This is a genomic window from Tateyamaria sp. ANG-S1, from assembly GCF_000814025.1.
Classification (GTDB): domain Bacteria; phylum Pseudomonadota; class Alphaproteobacteria; order Rhodobacterales; family Rhodobacteraceae; genus Tateyamaria.
This window is the reverse complement of record NZ_JWLL01000005.1, coordinates 156,300-176,920: the sequence shown is the minus strand read 5'-3', so window position 1 is coordinate 176,920 and position 20,621 is coordinate 156,300. Positions and strand designations below refer to the sequence as shown.

Sequence of the window (20,621 nt, the reverse complement as noted above, 5' to 3'; positions counted from 1 at the left end):
AAGTTGAAGAAGCTGCTTCCTGTTGTTCTGCTTTTGATTGGTGCCGGTGCAGGGGTTGGCGCAGGCATATTTATGCGTCCTACCCCTGCACCAATGGCGAGCGATGACCCTGATGTTTCGAATGAAGAGAAGCAAAAGATCGATGAGGCAGCCGAAACATCGGATCGTGAATATGTAAAAATGAACAACCAGTTTGTCGTCCCTGTTGTGAGCGGGGATGCCGTCACGGCGCTGGTTGTCATGTCGCTCAGCCTTGAAGTTCCCGCCGGGCAGAAAGATGCGATCTATTCTATGGAACCGAAACTGCGCGACTCGTTTCTTCAGGTTCTTTTCGACCATGCCAATGTTGGCGGTTTCAATGGCGCGTTTACGAACGCGAACAATATGGCTGTTTTACGAGGCGCTTTGAGAGAAGTTGCGCAAAAGGACATGGGTGACCAAATCTCGGACGTGCTTATTCTTGAGATTGCGCGCCAGGATTATTAGTTTTTGAAGCTTTGCTGAACGAGCGAGATGTCGACGGCTTGATCGAGACGTTTCTTAGCTTTCTTTTGGCGCGCTTGAGATTTGCTTTGCGTCAACAACTCGTCCGTGACGGATTTCTTCCCCAGCTCTTTTCGAAACGTAGCCAATAGGCGTTCCTTTTGTGCAAGGATTTGAGCTAGTTCGATGCTCAAACGCTTTTGATTGTCGCTTAACCACTTCAACCAAATGATATCGCCACCGATGGCGCGCAACTCCGCGTCCGACGCTGGTTGTGAATGTGTCTCGCGGGCCAGATCTTGTAAGCGTTTGAGTTCTGCGCGCAGCTGGTTTTCACGATTTGTCACCTTGGCAAGCGCGCCCTCGCTCTGGCGGAATTTTAGATTTGCGATTTGCTGCAAGGCGAACAAGCTATCCACTATACACGTTCCTTAGCTTTGACTCGCATTTGGTCAGCGAAGCGAATGGCAGCCGCGACGGCTGCATATTGCTCGTGCAGGATTTCATCGCCAATTTCGGTGACAGCATGCAGCGTTCGTGCGGTCGGAGGATCGCTGTGGATGGGCACCCCGTTTTCTTGCGCGATTTGACGGATGCGCAAGGCGATTTGGTCCACTCCCTTTGCCACGCACACAGGTGCGGAACCGCTTGTCCGTGACCACTTTAACGCGACGGCGTAGTGAGTTGGATTAACGATGACGACGTCGGACGCGGGAACATCACTCATCATTTGCTGTGTGGCGATGGCCTGCGCGCGAGACCGTCGTTCTTGCTTCAGGTGTGGATCACCTTCAGAGTTCTTTGTTTCATCCATGATCTCCTTGCGGGACATGCGGTTCTTGCGAATGTGTTCATGGTGCTGCCACACAGCGTCTATGCCGCCCAAAATAGCTGATATCAGGACCACGACAAATAGGAACGCAACAATAAGCTCGGCCAGCAGCTTGACCACCATTCCGGGCGAGCCGTGCATCACACTGATCATCTCTGGCCATCTGGCGATAAGAAAAACGGCGAGGAATGCAGAGTATAGAATGAGTTTTACAAAGCTTTTTGCGAACTCGAAGAACCCGCTGCGCCCAAATTTCTGCTTCGCGTTTTGGAGCAGCGATATTCTTGAAAGCTTCGGTTGAAGTTTTGTTGGTGCAATGACAAATGCGCGCTGTGCCAGCACCGCACCTAAGACGGCCAAAGCTGGCACGAGAAAGATTGGTGAAACAGCGACAGATACGGACCAAAGTATGGTACCCATCACTGCTGCGGGCCCTCCGGAAAACAGGTCATCTGAAAGAGCTGGTGCCTGGTCCAATACGGTTTGTAGCGAGGTTCCAAAAGACGTCACACTGTGCAGGCCGACCGCCACAAAGGCCAATGTCAATCCGGCATAGGCCGCCGCCGTGTGCAGGTCCGCCGACTTGGCAATCTCACCCTTTTTTCGCGCTTCTTGAAGTCTATGCGGTGTCGGATCAAACGACTTGTCACTGTCATCGTCTTGATTGCTCATCGTGACGCCTCAAAAGGTGCGGCCATGAACTGGTCAAGTGCGGACAGCCAAACAGACAACATGACTGGTGCAGCCAGGAAAAGCACGAACAAACCGCCCAAGGTAATGACAGGTGCACCAACAAATGCCACCATCAGTTGCGGCATCGCCTTGTTGATCACACCAAGCGCCAGGTTGTAGAGGACAGACATCAGCAAGAATGGTGCGGACAGCAAGAAGGCCAGTTCAAAAGCGTACGCGATTTGGGCAAGGCCCCAATCTGCCACGTCCTGACCAGTCGCGAACGCGCCCAACGGCAGCAGGACGTAGGAATGGATCAAAAGCTCGGCTGCTTTCACATGTAGTCCTGCCATCACTGCCAAGGCGATGGCCCCTACAGTCAGGACATAGCCCATCGCTGGCAGAGGTTCGATGGCTGCGCCGCCGAGGATTTGCGAGAGCGACGTCGACTGCGCTGCAATTGCTCCGGCAGTCTGCAGGGCCAGAACGAACAAACGGATGCCCAAGCCTATCACAAGGCCTGCAATTGTCTCTGTAAATGCAAGTAACGCCAAGGTTCCAAGGGAAAAGTGCGGTAGTGTCACTTGCAATGCAGGGGCGACGACGAGCGTAAATGCCAGAGCGATAATCAGTTTGATCCGCACGGGCACCGACTGTTCTCCGAAGCCTGGAAGAAGTGCTACTGTCGCCCCTACGCGCAGAAAGACGACGAACCCGAACCAGAGCGAGGCCTGCACTAAGGCAATGAGCTCAGCGGCCGCGTTCATGCGGCGACGACACCAACAAGGGACGGTCGTGCATCAACGCCGATTTCCTCAAACGAGATCACAGGGTTGTTCAAACCCTTTGCACGCATCATCGTTTTCAAGAAACGGCGTCTGCGAGTATTTGTGACAACTGCCGGAAAGATACCCTGATCACCGGCATCCTGCAGCTTCTCCGACACGTTGTCTGCCAGCCTGTTAAACAGGTCCGGTGGAAGCGCGATGTCCAGTCCGCGATCCGCATCGACCTGATAGCTTGAGAACGTATCCTCCCATTCCGGTGCAAGCTGAATGAGCGGCAATGTCCCGTCATCACGGCGGATCCCGGAAATGATCTGAAATCCAAGGCGCTGCCGGACGTGTTCGCAGATGGCTTCAGGTTGTGCGTTCACGGCACGCGCCTCCGATACCGCTTCGAGAATGAGCGGCAGATTTCTGATGGATACTTGCTCTTCGAGAAGCAGGCGTAAAACGGCATGGAGTACATCCATGGGCACCTTGTCGGGGATGAGTGCATCCAACATCTTCCTGTTGGCTTCAGCGCGAGTAGGGTCGGATACACTCTTCATTTCCTCCAAAAGCCTTCGGAGAGATTTTAGAGTGAGGAGCCTGCTGAAGTTGCGTTTCACGACTTCCAGGAGATGCGTCGCCAAGATCTCGGTCGGAGTGACCAGTGTAACCCCTGCCAGAGCCGCGGTCTCTTGATCTTGTGTGGCAATCCAACGCGCAGGTGCGCCATAGACTGGCTCGGTCGTGTCTTCTCCGTTTGGTAGTCGTTCAGCGGCTTCCGGTGCCAGTGCAAGAATGCTGTCCGGCCGGATCGTGCCACGCGCCTGTTCAACCCCTTGAATGCGAAGGACATAGTTGCCGCTTGGCAGTCCAGGGTTATCCGTCAGCCTGATTTCAGGGAGTATGACGCCGAACACTGTTGCAACATGCACGCGCATGTTAGCGATCCTGGCATCAAGCCCGGTGCCGGGATCGAGCACCATCGTCACCAGATCCGGCGCAAATTCGACATGAACGTCATCAAGTTCGAGAACGTCGCCGAGCGACTTCTCTTCCGCGACTTCAGTCACTTCCTCCAGATCAATCTCAGCGATTGGGCCTGCATCGGCCTTCTTTTTGATCAGGTATGCAGCAGCACCCAAACCGATAGCGCCTGCCAGAAATGGTGCCAGCGGCAATCCGGGAAAGAGACCAAGCAAAGCCATCAAGACGGCAACCGTGGCCAGAGCTGCGGGGTGTTTGCCCAGCTGCCCGAAAACGGCCAGATCGGTTGCGCCCTTTGCTCCCCCTCGTGCAAGTAAAAGGGCGGACGCAATTGAAATGACCACCGCCGGAATTTGCGACACAAGTCCGTCGCCGACCGTAAGAATTGCATAGGTTTCAAAGGCACTGCCTAACGCCATGCCATGAACGGCGGTTCCCATAACCAAGCCGGCAACAAGGTTCAGCAGTGTGATGAGCAAGCCGGCCACTGCATCGCCTTTAACGAATTTTGACGCGCCGTCGAGCGACCCGAAAAAGGTTGTTTCCGCTTGTTCCAGCTCGCGACGGGATTTTGCCTCCTTGTGGTCGATTGCACCGGCAGACATGTCGCTGTCGATTGCCAATTGTTTGCCGGGCATACCGTCCAATGCGAACCTTGCACCGACTTCGGCCATCCGTGTCGCGCCCTTTGTGATGACCATAAAGTTCACGATGAGCAGTACGCAGAAAACAACCAGGCCAAGGAAGACGCTGCCCCCCATAATGAATTGCGCAAACCCTTCAATTACCTCTCCCGCCGCGTCTGTCCCAGTGTGTCCCTGACCTATGATGAGTTTTGTGGACGACACGTTGAGTGACAGTCTCAACATCAGAGATGCTAGGAGGATTGTTGGAAAGGCGGAGAAGTCGAGCGGTCGTTCGATAAACAGAGTCAGGGTGAAGATCAGTATCGCAAGCGCGAAGGACGCAGCCAGGCCAACGTCCAGGACCCAGGCAGGCATGGGCAGTATCATCATGACGATGATCGCCATCAGAGCGATTGCGAGCAAAACCGTTGGGTTGAAAATGATGAGCTTTTTTGAGGTCACGTCTTAAACCTCTGATCAGATCCGCAAATCATGATCCGACTTTTTTGGGCTTCCGACCTGCCGATTGATGCCGAGCGGAGCGGTCGCCTGTAAGCCTCACGGAGCGAGCGTAGCTGGCGCAATGTGCTTGAAATGAATGGAGTTAAGTGCGTAGGTCTGCACTGCCATATTGGGGACAATGCAGTGCGTTTCCATTTGCAATTCATGATCAGCTGTTCCCATCACTTCTGTGATGTCGACACGGTAAGCTGACGCTCGTTTACATTTGGTAACCAAGCATGACGGATTGCTTGGGTTTTGGAAACTAGTCGTCGCTTCCGGTTGTCGCGATTAACTGTTCAATGACATTGCGTGCGTCTGCGCTGTCTTGGAGTGTCGTTTGCAGGCGTGTCAGCATTCCATCAAGCTCCGTTGGCACATCAACTTGCAACGAAGCAACTTCTGCCGCTGCGCCGAGTACCGGCGCGTTAGAGGCGACATTTGTTCGCCAGTCGTTTGACAACCAAGCTGCTTCCAAGCTGCTTTTTTCATCTCCAAGATCACTTAGTATTTCATGAGCTTGATCATGGTCTCCGGCCAGAATGCTTGCCTTGGCCCTTAAACGGGAAACTTCTTCTCCTTTGAGGCCGCGCAAAACGGCCTGCGCTTCGAACGGTCGGGCTAGGCCCAAAGAAATTTTCGCGCGTAGCACCCTGTTCCCACTCGTTTGAGGGATATCATTTTGTGTTGACAGCAAGTGTTCAGCCTCAGCAAAGAACCCAAGGTCAATCAGCCTATTCGCAATGCTCAAGGCTGCGTTTTGGGAGATAGCACCCCTGTGACGAGATATGTTTTCGAAAGCATGTTCGGCAAAAGTTGCATCGCTCGCATCACTTGATAGTACCTGCAAAACGGCAGACCTAAGGTCAACGCTTTTGTCCTTCACTCTGTTTAGAGGCAGATCCCCAAGGGCAACAAACGCGCCGTCAAATTGCCCCGACTTTGCCAATGCAAGCACATGTGTACGTCTCAGTTCCTCGCCTAGCGGACTGTCTTTGAATTCCGTTGCGTAAGCTTCAACTAAGGTTGCAACGTCTTGCTCAATGACACGCCCAGCAGCAAAATGTGTATCCACGTACCGAACCAAGGCTTCGGCAGATTGCTGACCATTTGTCTCGACCACTCCCCGCAGTCTAACCTGTGCGTCTGAAACTTCACCTTGCTTCAGTTCAATCTCCGCCTTCGCGATTTCTGCGGCGGGCGGGAGCGGTTGTGCGGTGCGTTCTAAACTTCTTAAAGCGGCAGAAGCACCATCTTCATCACTATATTCGAGCAATTTCCTGCTGAGCAATGGCGCTAAATACTGCCGCATGTGGATCGGCAAGCTGTTCAATGTGCGAACGGCGGCCGAAGTGTTTAGGACATCAGCGGCATTCAAATCTTGAGATGCCAGAATTGCCCAAAGGGAAAAGTCGGAATCGCATTCTAAGAATTTTCCTAAGTACCCATCTTGCTCTACAGTTCCGAATTCCAAAATTTCAGAAACCTCACGTAGTATCTGGCTATCTTCAAAGACATCGCCGTTCGCATCAATGAGCTGAAGTGCCTCTGCTCCGAATCCGAAGTGAAGGTATGTTCGAACCATGTCTTTCGCGATACCCGGATCCATTCTATCCAACTCAGAGAATAAGTTGCTGCGTAAAGCAGCGATACGTGGTGCAAAATCTGAATTGTGTCCCCAATCCTGCACACGCAAAATGGAGGGGTCAGGACACACTGACCCTGATGTTGCCAGTTGCCGAATTCCTTCGCCACTGTGTTCAAGAGGGTCACGGCTTGACGTTACACGTAGATTGAATCCGCTCGAATCTTCATCAACAATTGAGCTTTCATCAGTGAGTAACGGCTCAAACACCCTGGTATCGATCTGCGAACGCTGCCGACTTCCGAGCGTAGCAATGGGAGTTCCACTTGGCTTGAGGAGGCCAGATGTTGCCGCCCGACCGATGTGTTCAGCTAGCTTGCCGCGCGCGGGACCCAGTGGCGAACGTTCACTGAGCTGTTGCTTCGGATCTAACTTGATCGCGCTCGCCAAAGCACTTGGTGCGGGTGCCTTGCTTTCCGACTGGTCTGATAAAACCAGATCAGAGAAAATGGTGTTAGTCGATGGCAATAGGTTAAGACTCGGAAACCGCAAACCCGACGGAGAAGCCAACTGGCTGTCCGTTTCATCTTCCTGCGTTCCACTGTTGCTCACAAAGTCCTTTCGCAGGGCCACATCGACGACGATCATCCGGTCTCCAGCTCGGAAGGCTTCAGCCACACAGTTGCAATTGAAAGCGATGGAGACTTCACTTTCGGATGACGTGACCGCGTCGATGAAACTTCGGTCAATACGTTCAAAAACACGCGATGTATCAAATCCGTCGTCGTGACCGACTATGCGGATACGTGCGCCTTCTGGGTCCTGATCAATTGACCATTCTGCGGATTCAGTGACATCCAAAACAATTCTGGAGAAGTCTTCGTGCGCACCAGATCGTACAGGAATAGCGGCAGCGCTTGCGAGCACGCAAGAGGTGACCCAAGCACATAGAAATACGAAAACCCTGATCATGCTGCGTTCTGCTTTACTGACTTGAGCGCCTCTTCCAGGTCTGAAAATGAGGGTCGACAATGGGAAGGCGTGTTCTGTCGTCCGACTTCAATACAAATATTGGTGGCGTGATTATGCAGATTTGCGACTAGGACCTCCCTTATGAGTTGATAGAAGTGACTGTCTTCTTCGACAACGGCCTTAACCTTTGCGGCAAAGGGGCCAACCAGGCCGTATGCGAGAAAAACGCCAAGAAAAGTCCCTACGAGTGCACCGCCGATGAGTTTGCCAAGAATTTCAGGAGGTTGATCAATGGATGCCATGGTCTTGATCACGCCCAGGACGGCTGCGACGATTCCCAACGCTGGCAATCCGTCAGCTACCGTTTGCAATGCGTGACTAGAATGCAAAGCATGATGCATATTCGCTTCCATCCGCTTTTCCAGAACGTCTTCGACTTGGTGCGGATCATCGTAATTCATTGATGCAGAGCGCATGGTGTCGCAAATCAACGCTGTCGCTTCATTATCCGCGACAATTTTCGGGTAACGCGCAAAGATCGAAGAATTTTCTGGGTCCTCAATGTGTTCTTCAATGGCGACCGGATTCTGTCTGGCAAGGCGGATCAACTCAAACAGTAAGCACAGCAGATCTCTGTAGTCCTCATGCGCCCACTTGGGACCTTTGAACACTTTACCAAGATCCTTAATGGTATGTTTGATCTCGGCTATCGAATTGCTGATTAGGAACGCACCGACTGCGGCGCCCATGATCATTGTCATCTCGAACGGCAGGGATTTCAAAATGATCCCCATCTTGCCGCCAGCCGCCAGATATCCGCCGAACACCATTACAAAAATGGTTACAATGCCAATGATTCCAATCACGTGATGATCCCTTCATCTGGATATGGCGCGAGGATTGCAGATACCCGTTAAAAAAGCTTCACGTTCGCTCAGTTTTTGGGGGCTTGGGCGTTACGGCCAGCAACGATCGCGCTGATCGAATACGCCATCTGCGGATCGAGCCCAGCAAGGATTTTTGCTGCAACCGCCGGATCCATGCGACCCAAAAATCCTGCCGCAAACGCAGGCTCCATTGCTTCAAACAAGGCTGACGCGTCCTTTGGCTTCATGTTTTCATAGACAATCGTGAGGCGCGCCAAGTCATCCTCAGCAGCTGTTTGAGCGATTGAAAGGGTTTCGCGGAGGCGTTGTTCTGCGTTTTCCAGGGCGACCAACCGTCGCTCGACCTCTACCTGTGCTACATCCAGCGCTTTGGCGCGAGCTGCCAGGGCACTTTCACGTTCTGATACTTTGTCCTCACGCGCACGGATCGCTTCTATTAACGGTGCGATATCTTCATTCTGCCGCTCTTTCGGCTGGGCTTTCGGAGCACTACTGCTGAGCGGTAGCGTAAACCCGTTGGCGAGGTCGACCTCGGCTAAGGCTGAACTGGCACTGGTGCTCACGCGGACCGCGGCAGATGCAAGTAAAAGCACAACAAGGAAAACGATGGAGCCGCGGCTAGAGGCCCGTTTTGGTGCATCCTTTGCCATTATCGTCCCCCTAAGGTGCGTCGGGTGAAGATAGGCTCTCCTGATTTCTGAGGATCGCTTGCTGTAGAATCTGTGCGCGTGGGTTCCTGAAGATCGTGTAACGCCGCCATTTGCAATTCCAGGCGTCGCGCCATTTCCGTCGCGCGCTGAGTCGTTTCATTTAGGGTCTCAGCTGACTCTGCAGCCGTTTTCTGGGCCGCTTCCAGCGTTTTGGTGAGGTCATCAACTTGCGCGGACAAGACGGCCACTGCCCCACCAACCCCCGTTTCCAGGCTATTGAATCGCTTCAATCGGCGACCCAACATAAAACAGTAAAAGCCGGCGCCCATTGCGCCTGCGGCGAGTAGAATGTCGGCTATCAAGTCCATGTATTCACCATCACGTCAGAACGAATTCCATTATCAGCAAGTCATTAACCCGCCCTTGCCCCGTAACGATCTGCACACGGCGCAGCATTTGCGCGCGTATTCGTGTCAGTGCTGCAGGGCTCTCGATGTCCTTGATCTCCAGAGCGCGAAGGTATCCGTTCAAGACATCAATGACGCGCGGCAAGACAGATTGGACGTCCGCTTCGTATTGAGAGGGAACCTCCAACTGCGCCCTGAAACGCAGATGCTTACCTGCCGAGCTCGGGGTCAAAGAGATCACCAAAGGCTCCAGTGCCACGAACGATATGTCGGGAAGATCCGTCGGAGTTGTTTGGTGGCTGGCGGTGGAGTGATCCGATTCGGATGGCAGGATCATTCCGGAAAAGGCAGCGAAAAACCCGCCCCCCGCGCCCAACAGCAGTGCGACAGCCCCAAGTATCAAAGGCATTTTCGAGCTTTTCTTCACTTCTTCAGGTGTTTCTGCCGTTGCATCTGTCATATGTATTCCGCTCACGCTTTCTCGAACTCACATTTCTCATAGATCAACTAACCGATTGTTAAGGCTGTTCGGTCATTGCTGGTTCAACACCGGGCAGAACGCCCGGAACGACGGAGGCAATTGTGCAGCAATTACTGAATGTCTGGATGGGACTGGATATCAAGCGCCAGGTTACGGTCGTTGTGGCGACCGTCGCGATGTTCTTGGCAATATTGGCAATGTCGCGCGTTGTGACTGCGCCGACAATGACGCTCCTATACGCGGGGCTCGAAAACGGTGCAGCCGGTGATGTCGTACGCGCCCTTGAGCAACGCGGTGTTGCTTTCGAGGTGCGGGGTGGCTCGATCTTTGTTGATTCCAAAGAGCGGGACCATTTGAGGTTGACGTTGGCAAGCGAAGGCCTGCCAGCGAATAGCAGCCAAGGATATGAGCTTTTAGATAGCCTTTCTGGGTTTGGTACGACGTCGCAAATGTTCGATGCTGCGTATTGGCGTGCAAAGGAAGGGGAACTCGCACGCACGATTGTTTCAAGTCCGCACGTTGCAATGGCGCGTGTTCACATCGCGTCGACCGGTTCAAACCCCTTTCAGCGCAGCGTTACACCGACTGCGTCGGTGGCCATTACACCAAATGGCGGAGAGTTTTCGGCGCAGCAAGCCAAGGCTGTTCGCTTCCTCGTCGCTTCCGCGGTAGCTGGTCTCTCGGCCGACGATGTTACCGTCATAGATGCGAGCGGCGCGGTCATTGGTTCAGGTGATGATACCTCTCCTTCGCCCAGCTCAGATGACAAGTCTCAGATGCTGAGAGAAAGGGTTGAACGGCTTCTCGAAGCGCGGGTCGGCCCCGGCAATGCAATCGTTGAAGTGAGTGTGGATACCGTCACTGAAACAGAAGAGATTCGCGAGCGGCGTTTTGATCCACAGGAACGTGTGGTCATCAGTACGGACACGGAAGAGCGGACCAGCACATCGAATGAGGCTGGCAATGGGGACGTGACAGTCGCCTCAAATCTGCCTGATGGTGAAGGGGGCGGCGGGGAAAACTCGTCCTCTCAAAACTCAGAAACACGCGAGCGGATAAACTACGAGGTGTCCGAAACGGAGCGGGCAATTGTAAAGTCGGCGGGTGCGATCCGTCGGATTACGGTTGCGGTATTGGTTAATGAAGTGCTTGCCGACGAGGAGAGCGGTGAAACTCCGACAGCCAGGTCCGAGGAAGAACTTGACGCCCTACGCGAACTTGTGGCGTCGGCCGTCGGATATGACGAAGCGCGCGGCGACGTCATTACGATCAAAGCCATGGCGCTCAAATCGGTTGTGCCGCAGGGGACATCGGCAGAAACGTCCTTGTTTGATGGCGTCCACCTGGACCTGATGTCGGCCATTCAGATGGCGATCTTGGCCTCGGTCACGCTGATCCTTGGTCTGTTCGTGGTGAAACCTGTTCTGACCCGCTCGTCGTCAGCAGTTGGCGCGCTCCATGCTTTGCCGCCCACTCTGCCTGGCGATGGTCTTGAAAACGCGCCTGAGTTTTCGGCGGAGCACGGTGAGTTGCCAGAGATTGACATGGCCGCTGCGCCGGAGATGCTGCCTGATCTCCCGGCACTGTCTTCCGGCCATGACGGCGTGTTGCCTGCTGTCGTCTCTGAGGATCCGGTTGATCGCCTGCGGTCGATGATCGGTGACCGACAAGAGGAAACCGTTGAAATACTGCGAAGCTGGCTTGAAGAGGAGCGCGCATGATGTCTGCCGCCCATCTCTTTGAGGACTTTGGTGAGAAAAAATCGACATCAACCGACGCGCCTGCTTTGCCAATTGAAATGGTCGAAGATCAAAAGCTTGAAGCGTTCGAAAAGGGGTATCAGGCTGGATGGGACGACGCGGTATCTGCGCAGTCGGAAACGCAAGGCTTTGTGTCGAGTGGTCTGGCGTCGAGTCTTCAAGACGCTTCTTTCGAATATCACGAACTACGTGCAAGCATGACCGCGACGGTAGAAACCGTCATCACCAATATCATTGATATTGTTCTTCCTCAAATCGCGCGTGCCAGCCTCGGAGCACACGTGCGTGAAAAAGCGCAAAACATGGCGCGCGCCGCTCTCGACAAGCGCGTAGAAATTGCCGTGGCGCCTGAAAACGAGGCAGCTGTGCGCAGTGTGCTGAGCGATGAAATCCCCGAGCCTTTTTTGCTGGTCAGCGACAATTTGCTCGCTCCATCACAGGTGGTTTTGCGTACCGAACAGACAGAGGTCGAACTCGATATGGACCAGACGGTCGCGGAGATTTCGGCAGCCGTTACATCCTTTTTTCAAGTCCAAACCGCTGAGGTAAATGATGGCTGAAACTCCTTCCACAACGGCGTTGGCATCTGACGCGCACAATCCATTCACCGCTGTTCCAATTGAAATCACCGTGTCGGTTGGGCGCGCGCGCCCGCTTGTGCGCGACTTGGTTATGTTGGGATCCAACGCGGTCCTGACGCTTGACAAGCGGGTCGACGACCCTGTTGACCTGTTCGTTGGAGACAAGTTGATTGCGCGCGGCACGCTGGAAGAGGCCGAGGGCGAGGAGGAGGGGCAACTTGTTGTTCGCTTGACAGAGATTCTGGACTTAGGTGCGGGCCTCTGAACCCAATGAGGTATGCGCTTCTTCTTAGCGTTCTGTTGGTTTTTCCGGCGGATGCCATAGCCCAGGACGTTGCGATTTCGCTCGGAGACGACAGCTCACTGAGCGCCAGAACCATTCAGCTGATTGCTTTGATCACCGTGCTGAGCCTGGCGCCAGGCCTTGCCATTATGGTGACATGCTTTCCATTTTTGGTGACAGTGTTGTCGATCTTGCGCCAGGCAATCGGCTTGCAACAGTCGCCTCCCAATATGCTCATTGTCAGTCTCGCGCTTTTTCTGACCTATTTTATTATGGAACCAGTGTTCTTAGATGCCTGGATAGGCGGTTTGCGCCCCTTAATTGATGAGCAGATCGAGCCCGACGCTGCGTTCACACGGACACTTGAGCCTTTTCGTGTATTTATGGCCGGACGACTGGATGCAGAGACATTCGCGGCGATGGCTGATCTACGTCCCGATACTCAGAATGTGGTGTTGTCCGCGGAAGCGCCATTGTCCGTTTTGGTGCCCAGCTTTTTGCTGTCAGAGATTTCTCGCGCATTTCAAGTGGGCTTCCTGATCTTTTTGCCGTTCCTGATTATTGACTTGGTCGTCGCTGCAATTTTGATGAGCATGGGCATGATGATGGTTCCGCCCGCGATCGTTTCATTGCCGTTCAAGCTGGCATTCTTTGTCATTGCAGACGGCTGGAGTTTGATCGCAGGCAGTTTGGTACGCAGCTACTTCTGAAACTATTTACCAATCCATCCTAACGCTGTGCTTCGTACGTCTGAACGATGTACTGTCATAAGCTATGACTTACGTCTGATATCCTCGCGCACGAATAGCTCGAGCGGCCTGATGACATTTTTTACGTTATCAGGCCGTTCCATTTATCTCACAACGAATTCGGCATGCAGCGCGCCAGCCGCTTTAATGCTCTTTAGAATGTCAATCATATCCCGGGGCGCCACGCCAAGTGCATTCAAGCCGGCAATCACCTCAGAGAGCGATGCCCCCTCTGGTACTTCGGCTAGTCCAGGACCATCATCTTCTTGTAGATCGACAGTGGTGCGAGGCACCACGACGGTCTGACCATCAGCAAATGGGTTTGGTTGAACAGCCAAAGGCTGCTCTTGAATGCGGAGGGTCAGGTTTCCTTGTGAAACGGCGACGCGAGAGATGCGCACATCATCCCCCATTACAATTGTTCCGGACCTTTGATCGACCACGACCCGAGCCTTCCGCTCTGGCTCAACCGCGATGTTTTCTATGCGGCCGAGTGCATGCGCAGCTGAGCGTGCGCGTGTTTGGGTGATGTTCAATGATACGGTGCCAGAATCCAACATAGTGGCAACGCGGCGACCAAACACGCCATTGATCGCTTCTTCGATCCGTGCCGCTGTGGTGAAATCAGGGTCGCGAAGGGCCAGACGCATATTCGTGAGGCTGCTGAGCTCAAAGTCAATCTCACGCTCGATCCGCGCACCCGATGGGATCACTCCGGATGTTGGAACACCCTGCGTCACTCGGGCACCATCCCCTTCGGCGACCGCACCGCCGGCAATGATTGTGCCCTGTGCGACGGCATAAATCTCACCATCTGCAGCGTTCATTGGGGTCATGACAAGCGTACCGCCCAGCAGGCTTTTGGCATCTCCAATCGCGGAAACAGTGATGTCGATCTGACTGCCGCTGCGCGCGAATGGAGGTAAGGTTGCGGTCACGATCACGGCCGCCACATTTTTTGGGCGGAACTGCTCGCCCGTCACATTGACGCCGAGCCGCTCCAGAATGTTCGTCATGATGTCTTCGGTGAAGGGCGCATTGCGCAGCCCGTCGCCTGTTCCATCCAGCCCTACGACCAGACCGTAACCTACAAGGTCATTCCCGCGTACACCGTCGAAATCGACCAAGTCCTTAATGCGGACGGGATTGGCTTGCGCCAGTGTGCCAAACGCGATGGCCAGAATGCAAACCAGGGTGCGGATCATCTGACGAAATTCACCAGGGACAGATCGGACATGCGTGCGGTTACGGTATAGAGGGACTGAAGCTGAAATTGGACTGCCTCCAATTGGGTTGCGGTTTCGTATGGGTCAGCTTGGAGAAGGGCTCCCTTGGCAAATTCCAGCGCCGTTGCGCGAGCGGCGTTTTGCGTCGCGATTGCGTCAATGCGCGCCTGCGCCGACCCCAAATTGCCCTGCGTTGCGGTCAACTGATCCTTCGCACGGATGAGTTCGCTACCCGCGATTTCCAGAATTTCCTGCTGACCCGCCGCGGATAAACCTAGCGTATCGTCAGCCGCTATCGCAGCGAGTGCTGCGCCCTTCAGCAAATCCCGAAAGACAGTCTGATCTGCTTTCAAATCAACCGAGACCTGGCGGTCTTCTGCAATTTGAAAGGGAGCAATCGCATTGTCTGATCCCGTGTAGGCCGAATTTCGAAAGCCTGCCGGATCGTCAAACCACTGTGTCACTGCGTCGGCTATATTCGATACACCGGTCTGTCCCGCAATTGCGGCGCGCAGATCGGCCAGAATGCTCCCGGCATTCGTTGTTGCGGGCGTATCGGTGGCTGTTCCGGCGAAAATCGAACGCCCCCCGCTAGATGTGTTCAGAGCCGACACGATTGCCTCGAACTCGTGTGTTGCATCCACAGACAATTGGTCAAGCACGGGGCCCACCGCGATAGAAGAGACTGTAAGAAGCGCGTTACTAAGAGTACCTGCGCTCGTATCCATGCGATTCAGAGCGTTCTGCGCACTGTCGGCAAATTGTGCGGCTTCGGTGGTAGCAATCTTGTAGGCTGACATGGTGCGCATGTCCGCTTCTATGTCTGACAGATAGCTGACGTTGCCAGCTAGTACCGATTTGACATCGCTGACCTGTCCGCTGGCCAGTTCCTGGTTCAGGCGTGCCATTTCTGATTTGAGTGCCGCACCGCGACGTTGCAGCAGGAACGTCTGCGCAAGATCACCGAGACCGTGGGTATTCATCGTCAAATCCTCATCAGGGTGTCAAACATTTCATCAATGGTCGAAATCACGCGCGCATTTGCTGCATAGGCTTGTTCAAGCACCATAAGGTTTTGGATTTCGGCATCTGTATCAACGCCATTAGCACGTTCGACTTGCGCTAGTTCCACGGACTGAGCGGAGGCGAATGACAGCTGTTGATCAGCACGCAATCGATCCGCTCCGATCTGAGAGGAAAGACTGGCTACGATGCCATCAATGCCAAGGTCGGAGGCGCCAAAGCTGCCCGAAAGCTGAGGTCGCGTGGCGACCAATGTGTTAGTGAGCGCAACCAGAAGAGATCCATTGCCGACATCTCCGGGAGCGGTTGCACCCAAGCCGTCCCGTATTCTCCAAGTTTCGCCGCTTTCTTCAGGATCGACGAGCGTGTTCAAGGCGATACGATTGGCCACGCCCAGTTCGTCTGCCGGGTCAAATGCCGAACCTGCGTCGGTGAAAAGGCCAGCGTCTCCGGGGGAGAGGGTTGGATCGACGCTATTGTCTTCGAAACGGGAAATCAGGTCGCGCGCGAGTGCATCAATCTGTGTTTGTGCGTCAGTGGCGATCTCATCCCGGATTTCAAACTGGGCGCCAAGCGTGCCACCGCGGAGCCTGCCGCTTTCTGAGCTTGTGTTTATCGATATGCCATTGAGTGTTAGGCCGGACAAAGTGCCGTCCTCGATGGATTCGTAGGGTGTGACAACATTGGCCGGTTCAAAGCCAACTTCTACCGCGCGCCCTTCGAGCAGGATGGCGCCACCTGTCGAATACAGGGCGACGGCACCGTAGTCCCGAGGGACCATGCGGACCGGAACCATTTCGCTGATGTCATCAATCAACAATTGTCGTTGGTCCTGTAGGGCCGAAAACTCCGTCCCGACCTTGCTGCTCGCTACGATACGGGCATTCAGGGTTTCCACCCCTTTCAGGGCGTCATCCAAGCGGCGTACTTGCGCGTCGATGCTTTGATCTGCTTGTGTCCGTGTGTCCTGAATGCCCTGTGCAACAGTGTTCAACGAACTTGCCAAATCTTTTGCCGCGAATGCCACCGAAGTCAGGCGTTCCGTTGCATCGGGTCGGCTTGTCGCAGTGATCAGGCTTTTCTCGAAATCGGCGACACGAGCTGCGAGTGATCCCGCGTTGTCGGGGGTTCCGATCAAATCCTCAATCTTGGTTAGTGCAGAGGTGGTTTCCGATTTGTATCCCACCTCCGCATCAGCAAGGCGCCGGTCATTGATGACCTGCTGGTCGACATGTCGTACGACGCCATTGATCCGAACGCCGACGCCTGCACCGCCACTATCGGAAGAGACTGACAATGTGCGGCGCGCGTAGCCAGGTGTGTTGGCGTTTGCGATGTTGCTCGATACGATTTCCGAACCACGACTTGCCGCGCGGATGCCCGACATGGCCGAGGATAGTGCACTGGTCAGTGACATGTCGCCAACTCTCTTTCAGGTGCGCCGATGATCACGATCAGCGTTTGATGTTTGTGGTTTCCTGGAGCATCTCGTCCACGGTTTGGATAACCTTGGCGTTCGACGAATAGGCGCGCTGCGTCTGGATCATCGCCGTCAGTTCGCCGGCCACATCCACGGCGGATTCCTCGCGTGCGTAAGAAACAATGTCGCCGGTTGGCCCGTCACCTGCATCCCAAAGGAAGAAACTGCCACTTTCAGGGGATGGCAGATAGGTCTGCTGATCCAGCGCAACCATGCCGTTCGGATTGGGCAAATCCACAAGCGGGATTTGATAGATCGTGCGATTGATTCCGGTGTCGAAGAAGGCGGTCACGTAGCCGTTTGCGTCAACCTCGACATTTGTCATGTTGCCGACAGGCGATCCGTCCTTCGAGATCGAAACAGGTGCAAAGCTGTCAGACAGCTGTGTCAGGCCATCGCTTTCGCCTAACTGGCCGATGTTGATTTCCAGCGGGCCCCCTTCCGCCGTGATCATGATGTTGCCAGTTGCGGGATCGTACGCGCCGCCTGTGGTTGTGGTCACCGAGGCCAGCGTGCCACCAGCCGCGCGGCTGTCGTCAAAGGTCAGTACGTACTCACCCACGATGGCACCGTCCAGCGCGGAATCGGTCAATTGCATTGTCCACTCGTTGGACGTTCCAGTCGCTGGCACTGTCGGTGTGAAGCTGATGTTGATGTTCTCGGACGTGCCCAGATTGTCGAAGTATTCGACCGACAGGTACTGTATTTCACCAGCCGAACCGGCGTCGGTATCGGTGGCTGGGAGGTTGACCCCAAGCGACAGTTGCGTGGTCGGCTCGCCCGAGAACTGGTTCACGTTGATCTGCACTGGTTGCAAGCCGTCCGATGTGTCGCGCGGGAATGTGGGGACTGTGCCATCCGGCTGGGCGGGCCAGCCCATCAGGACAAGCCCGGAATCCGACCGCAGATATCCGTTTGCATCCGTCCGGAACGATCCCGTCGTTGTCAGGAACATCTGGTTGTTGCCGTTTGACAGATTCACATCGGTCAACTGAGCAACCGGCAACATGCCGCGACCGCGTACAGCCAAATCTGTTGCATTTGCCGTGGAGACCAGCGAACCACGCTGATCAATCAGACGCTCGGTCGATGCCCGGACCCCGCCAGCAGAGTATGTTCCGCCGTTTGATGAAATCACCAGGGACTGAAAGTCGGTTTGCACCCGCTTATAGCCATAGGTGGAGGAGTTCGCGATGTTGTCCGAAATGGATGCAAGTCGTGTTGCGTTTGCCTGTAGCCCTGCAACACCTGCATTGAGCGAGGAAGAGATCGTCATGGACACGCCTTTCTGCTGTACCGACCAGATTGATCCAACAGATAGGCATGCCGCCTTAACGTGCGGCTAACAGATAAAATCCAAGCTATTACAGGATCAGTCCCGCAGGAATATGATCTCGATCCGGTTGTTGCGCATGGCCATCGGGTTTTTGACTGCAGGTTCACGATCCGCATGCCCCGTGACGCGCGCCACCCGGTCTGTTTCAACACCCGTTTGCTTGAGGAGCTGACGCACAGCATCGGCACGGGCGACTGACATGCGCCAGGTCGAGCGTTCGGCAACGACGATCGGTTGCGCTGGTACGTGCCCTTCGACGGCAATGTCGTTTTTGACGGTGCGGGCTGCTTCAGTGACCAGTTGAGACAGATTTCGCAGCAATTGTGTGGGTATGTCGGTGCCCTCTTCGAAGAGGGGCGTGTCTTCGCGCGCGAAGAGTTCCACAACCAGCCCCTCGTCCGTCACCCGGGTGATGATGTGCTGCAGGTCGTTGTCGAGCACCTTTGTTTCGCCCCCCTTGCCAAGCAGCCGCGCCTCAAGTGATTCAAAGACCTCGTCCTGTTCGTCGGCAATCTCGCCACTGTCGTCTGCCCCGCTCTCACCACGGGCCTGTCGCGCTTCCGTTGGCCGTTGCGAGGATGCGCCTGTGCCGTTTTGGGGCAAGGTCACTTCAGAAAACACGCTGTCGCCGCCAAAACTGCCATCGCCACCCCCAGACACCCGGTTGATCGGGATTGTGGGGGAGAAGTAATCGGCGATGCCCTTGCGCTGTTTTTCTGTCGTCGCATTCAGCAGCCACATCAACATGAAGAAGGCCATCATCGCGGTCACGAAATCCGCATAGGCCACTTTCCAGGCGCCGCCATGGTGGCCATCGCCGCCTGACACCTTTTTCTTTTTGATGATGATTGGCCGCGCATTGGCTTGCACGCTCATATCCCGAACCTCAATTTTCTCACCCGGGGAGATGGATAGCATTCGGCCTGTTACGGTGGGCTTAACGGTTCGAATTGTTGGTATTTACCGTCCATCCCTTGCGCCCGCATCCTCGTGGTGCGCAGATGGCGCATGAGCACCTCACCCCACGACAGCGGATACTCCTGGGTGCGCCTTGGCGTGACCCTGCTGATTGCAATGGTCGCAAATGTTGGCATGTGGGCGATCATCGTCATCATGCCCGCGGTCGAGGCCGAGTTCGAGGTCAGCCGAGCGGCTGCCAGCATGCCTTACACCCTCACCATGATCGGGTTTGCCGTGGGCAACTTTGTGGTGGGGCGGGCCGTGGATATCTGGGGCGTCACGCGGGTTCTGATCGTCTGTGCGCTGGCGATTGCTGCCGGGTACGGGCTGGCGATGTTGAGTGGATCGATCCTTGCGCTGTCGTTGGCGCAACTGCTGATCGGGCTTGGCACGTCTGTGGGGTTCGGGCCTCTGATCGCAGACATCTCGCACTGGTTTCTGAAACGGCGTGGGATAGCTGTCGCCATTGCGGCGAGCGGCAACTACCTGTCGGGCGCGATCTGGCCGATCCTTCTGGCCGGTATCCTGGAAGACCAGGGCTGGCGCGCGGCCTATGCGGTACTGGCTATTTCGACGCTTGTCGTCGTGATCCCTTTGGCGCTTATGCTGCGCCGTCAAGTGCCTGATACAGCACATGAATTGGCCGAAGCGTCATCGAATGCGAACGCCGCTTCGGTCGGGCTATCGCCCCGGACCCTGGCGTGGCTTTTGGGTCTGGCCGGGGTGGGCTGCTGTGTGGCGATGTCGATGCCGCAGGTTCATATCGTCAGCTATTGCGTTGACCTGGGCTACGGGCCCGCCGTGGGTGCCGAGATGCTGGCGCTGATGCTTCTGGGTGGTGTGGGGTCACGGCTTGTTTCGGGGCTGCTGGCCGACAGGCTGGGAGGCGTAAAGACGCTGCTGCTGGGCTCTGTCCTGCAGTGTATTGCGCTGGTTCTATACCTACCCTCTGACGCGCTGATTTCGCTCTATGTGGTCAGCCTGATCTTTGGGCTGAGCCAGGGCGGGATTGTGCCCAGTTATGCGATCATCGTACGAGAATACATGCCCGCGCGGGAGGCGGGGGCGCGGGTGGGTTTTGTCATGATGGCGACCATCATGGGCATGGCGCTGGGCGGGTGGATGTCGGGGTGGATTTACGACGTCACCGGCAGCTATCAGATGGCGTTCTGGAACGGGATTGCGTGGAACGGTCTGAACATTGCGATCATGGTCTGGCTGTGGATGCGGGCGCGTCCGCGACAGGTGTTGAGCACCGCCTGAGGCACCGTACGCGCAACGGTTTGGTGCACCGTCTGGTCGATTTCCGCGATATGCGCGTTAACGTCATAAAAACAAGGAATATGGGCCTGTCACCCCTTGTGCACCAT

General features: G+C 55.1%; 20 protein-coding genes. 6 read left to right on the top strand and 14 right to left on the bottom strand.

The features are described from left to right. Window positions 1-3 precede the first annotated feature (3 nt). Window positions 4-486 carry a flagellar basal body-associated FliL family protein gene (locus RA29_RS08145; protein ID WP_039684808.1) on the top strand — a complete coding sequence of 161 codons (483 nt, stop codon included), beginning with the start codon at window positions 4-6 and terminating at the stop codon, window positions 484-486. Here RA29_RS08145 and RA29_RS08140 read toward each other — a convergent pair. The 9 genes from RA29_RS08140 to RA29_RS08100 all read right to left on the bottom strand — a co-directional run bounded on the left by RA29_RS08140 (window position 483) and on the right by RA29_RS08100 (window position 9,832). Further along, window positions 483-902 carry a hypothetical protein gene (locus tag RA29_RS08140; RefSeq protein ID WP_039684806.1) on the bottom strand — a complete coding sequence of 140 codons (420 nt, stop codon included), beginning with the start codon at window positions 900-902 and terminating at the stop codon, window positions 483-485. The genes RA29_RS08145 and RA29_RS08140 overlap by 4 nt on opposite strands. Beyond that, window positions 902-1,987 carry a flagellar type III secretion system protein FlhB gene (locus RA29_RS08135; RefSeq protein ID WP_039684804.1) on the bottom strand — a complete coding sequence of 362 codons (1,086 nt, stop codon included), beginning with the start codon at window positions 1,985-1,987 and terminating at the stop codon, window positions 902-904. Before RA29_RS08135 ends, RA29_RS08140 begins: the two co-directional genes overlap by 1 nt. After that, window positions 1,984-2,754: a flagellar biosynthetic protein FliR gene (locus RA29_RS08130; protein WP_039684802.1), complete on the bottom strand. Its 771-nt coding sequence runs from the start codon at window positions 2,752-2,754 to the stop codon at window positions 1,984-1,986. The genes RA29_RS08135 and RA29_RS08130 overlap by 4 nt, the downstream gene beginning before the upstream one ends. Then, on the bottom strand, window positions 2,751-4,832 hold the full coding sequence (gene flhA, locus RA29_RS08125; protein WP_039684801.1) for a flagellar biosynthesis protein FlhA: 2,082 nt from the start codon (window positions 4,830-4,832) through the stop codon (window positions 2,751-2,753). Before flhA ends, RA29_RS08130 begins: the two co-directional genes overlap by 4 nt. Before the next feature lie 304 nt (window positions 4,833-5,136). Continuing rightward, entirely contained in the window at window positions 5,137-7,428 is a 2,292-nt protein-coding gene (locus RA29_RS22830; protein WP_152612970.1) for a hypothetical protein, read from the bottom strand. Further along, on the bottom strand, window positions 7,425-8,294 hold the full coding sequence (gene motA, locus RA29_RS08115) for a flagellar motor stator protein MotA (RefSeq protein ID WP_039684797.1): 870 nt from the start codon (window positions 8,292-8,294) through the stop codon (window positions 7,425-7,427). The genes RA29_RS22830 and motA overlap by 4 nt, the downstream gene beginning before the upstream one ends. 68 nt (window positions 8,295-8,362) lie before the next feature. Beyond that, a complete protein-coding gene (locus tag RA29_RS08110; protein ID WP_039684795.1) occupies window positions 8,363-8,965 on the bottom strand; it encodes a hypothetical protein in 603 nt (200 codons plus the stop codon). Beyond that, complete coding sequence (locus tag RA29_RS08105; RefSeq protein WP_039684793.1) at window positions 8,965-9,333, bottom strand: hypothetical protein; 369 nt, start codon at window positions 9,331-9,333, stop codon at window positions 8,965-8,967. Before RA29_RS08105 ends, RA29_RS08110 begins: the two co-directional genes overlap by 1 nt. A gap of 10 nt (window positions 9,334-9,343) precedes the next feature. After that, window positions 9,344-9,832 (bottom strand): flagellar basal body-associated FliL family protein, encoded by a 489-nt coding sequence (locus RA29_RS08100; RefSeq protein ID WP_039684791.1) that lies wholly within the window; start codon window positions 9,830-9,832, stop codon window positions 9,344-9,346. Between the two features lie 122 nt (window positions 9,833-9,954). Here RA29_RS08100 and fliF point away from each other — a divergent pair, with 122 nt between their 5' ends. The 4 genes from fliF to fliP are packed head-to-tail and all read left to right on the top strand — an operon-like array spanning window position 9,955 to window position 13,187. Beyond that, entirely contained in the window at window positions 9,955-11,574 is a 1,620-nt protein-coding gene (gene fliF, locus RA29_RS08095; protein WP_039684790.1) for a flagellar basal-body MS-ring/collar protein FliF, read from the top strand. Beyond that, window positions 11,571-12,173, top strand: a complete 603-nt coding sequence (locus RA29_RS08090; RefSeq protein WP_039684787.1) for a hypothetical protein — start codon at window positions 11,571-11,573, stop codon at window positions 12,171-12,173. Before fliF ends, RA29_RS08090 begins: the two co-directional genes overlap by 4 nt. Further along, window positions 12,166-12,459, top strand: coding sequence for a FliM/FliN family flagellar motor switch protein (locus RA29_RS08085; protein ID WP_039685854.1), 294 nt, complete (start codon window positions 12,166-12,168; stop codon window positions 12,457-12,459). Before RA29_RS08090 ends, RA29_RS08085 begins: the two co-directional genes overlap by 8 nt. Window positions 12,460-12,464: 5 nt before the next feature. Then, window positions 12,465-13,187: a flagellar type III secretion system pore protein FliP gene (gene fliP, locus RA29_RS08080; protein ID WP_039684786.1), complete on the top strand. Its 723-nt coding sequence runs from the start codon at window positions 12,465-12,467 to the stop codon at window positions 13,185-13,187. 143 nt (window positions 13,188-13,330) lie between these two features. Here fliP and RA29_RS08075 read toward each other — a convergent pair whose 3' ends face one another. From RA29_RS08075 to RA29_RS08055, 5 genes are all read right to left on the bottom strand, one after another. Continuing rightward, window positions 13,331-14,431: a flagellar basal body P-ring protein FlgI gene (locus RA29_RS08075; protein WP_039684784.1), complete on the bottom strand. Its 1,101-nt coding sequence runs from the start codon at window positions 14,429-14,431 to the stop codon at window positions 13,331-13,333. Further along, a complete protein-coding gene (locus RA29_RS08070; RefSeq protein WP_039684783.1) occupies window positions 14,428-15,435 on the bottom strand; it encodes a flagellin in 1,008 nt (335 codons plus the stop codon). The genes RA29_RS08075 and RA29_RS08070 overlap by 4 nt, the downstream gene beginning before the upstream one ends. A gap of 2 nt (window positions 15,436-15,437) precedes the next feature. Beyond that, window positions 15,438-16,892 carry a flagellar hook-associated protein FlgK gene (flgK, locus tag RA29_RS08065; protein WP_039684781.1) on the bottom strand — a complete coding sequence of 485 codons (1,455 nt, stop codon included), beginning with the start codon at window positions 16,890-16,892 and terminating at the stop codon, window positions 15,438-15,440. A 37-nt stretch (window positions 16,893-16,929) separates the two neighbouring features. Then, on the bottom strand, window positions 16,930-18,231 hold the full coding sequence (locus RA29_RS08060; RefSeq protein ID WP_039684779.1) for a flagellar hook-basal body complex protein: 1,302 nt from the start codon (window positions 18,229-18,231) through the stop codon (window positions 16,930-16,932). Window positions 18,232-18,327: 96 nt separating this feature from the next. Further along, the gene (locus RA29_RS08055; protein ID WP_039685853.1) at window positions 18,328-19,167 is read right to left on the bottom strand and encodes a flagellar motor protein MotB; all 840 of its coding nucleotides are present in this window, start codon (window positions 19,165-19,167) and stop codon (window positions 18,328-18,330) included. A gap of 132 nt (window positions 19,168-19,299) precedes the next feature. Here RA29_RS08055 and RA29_RS08050 point away from each other — a divergent pair, with 132 nt between their 5' ends. Next, the gene (locus tag RA29_RS08050) at window positions 19,300-20,514 is read left to right on the top strand and encodes an MFS transporter (RefSeq protein WP_039684777.1); all 1,215 of its coding nucleotides are present in this window, start codon (window positions 19,300-19,302) and stop codon (window positions 20,512-20,514) included. Window positions 20,515-20,621 lie beyond the last annotated feature (107 nt).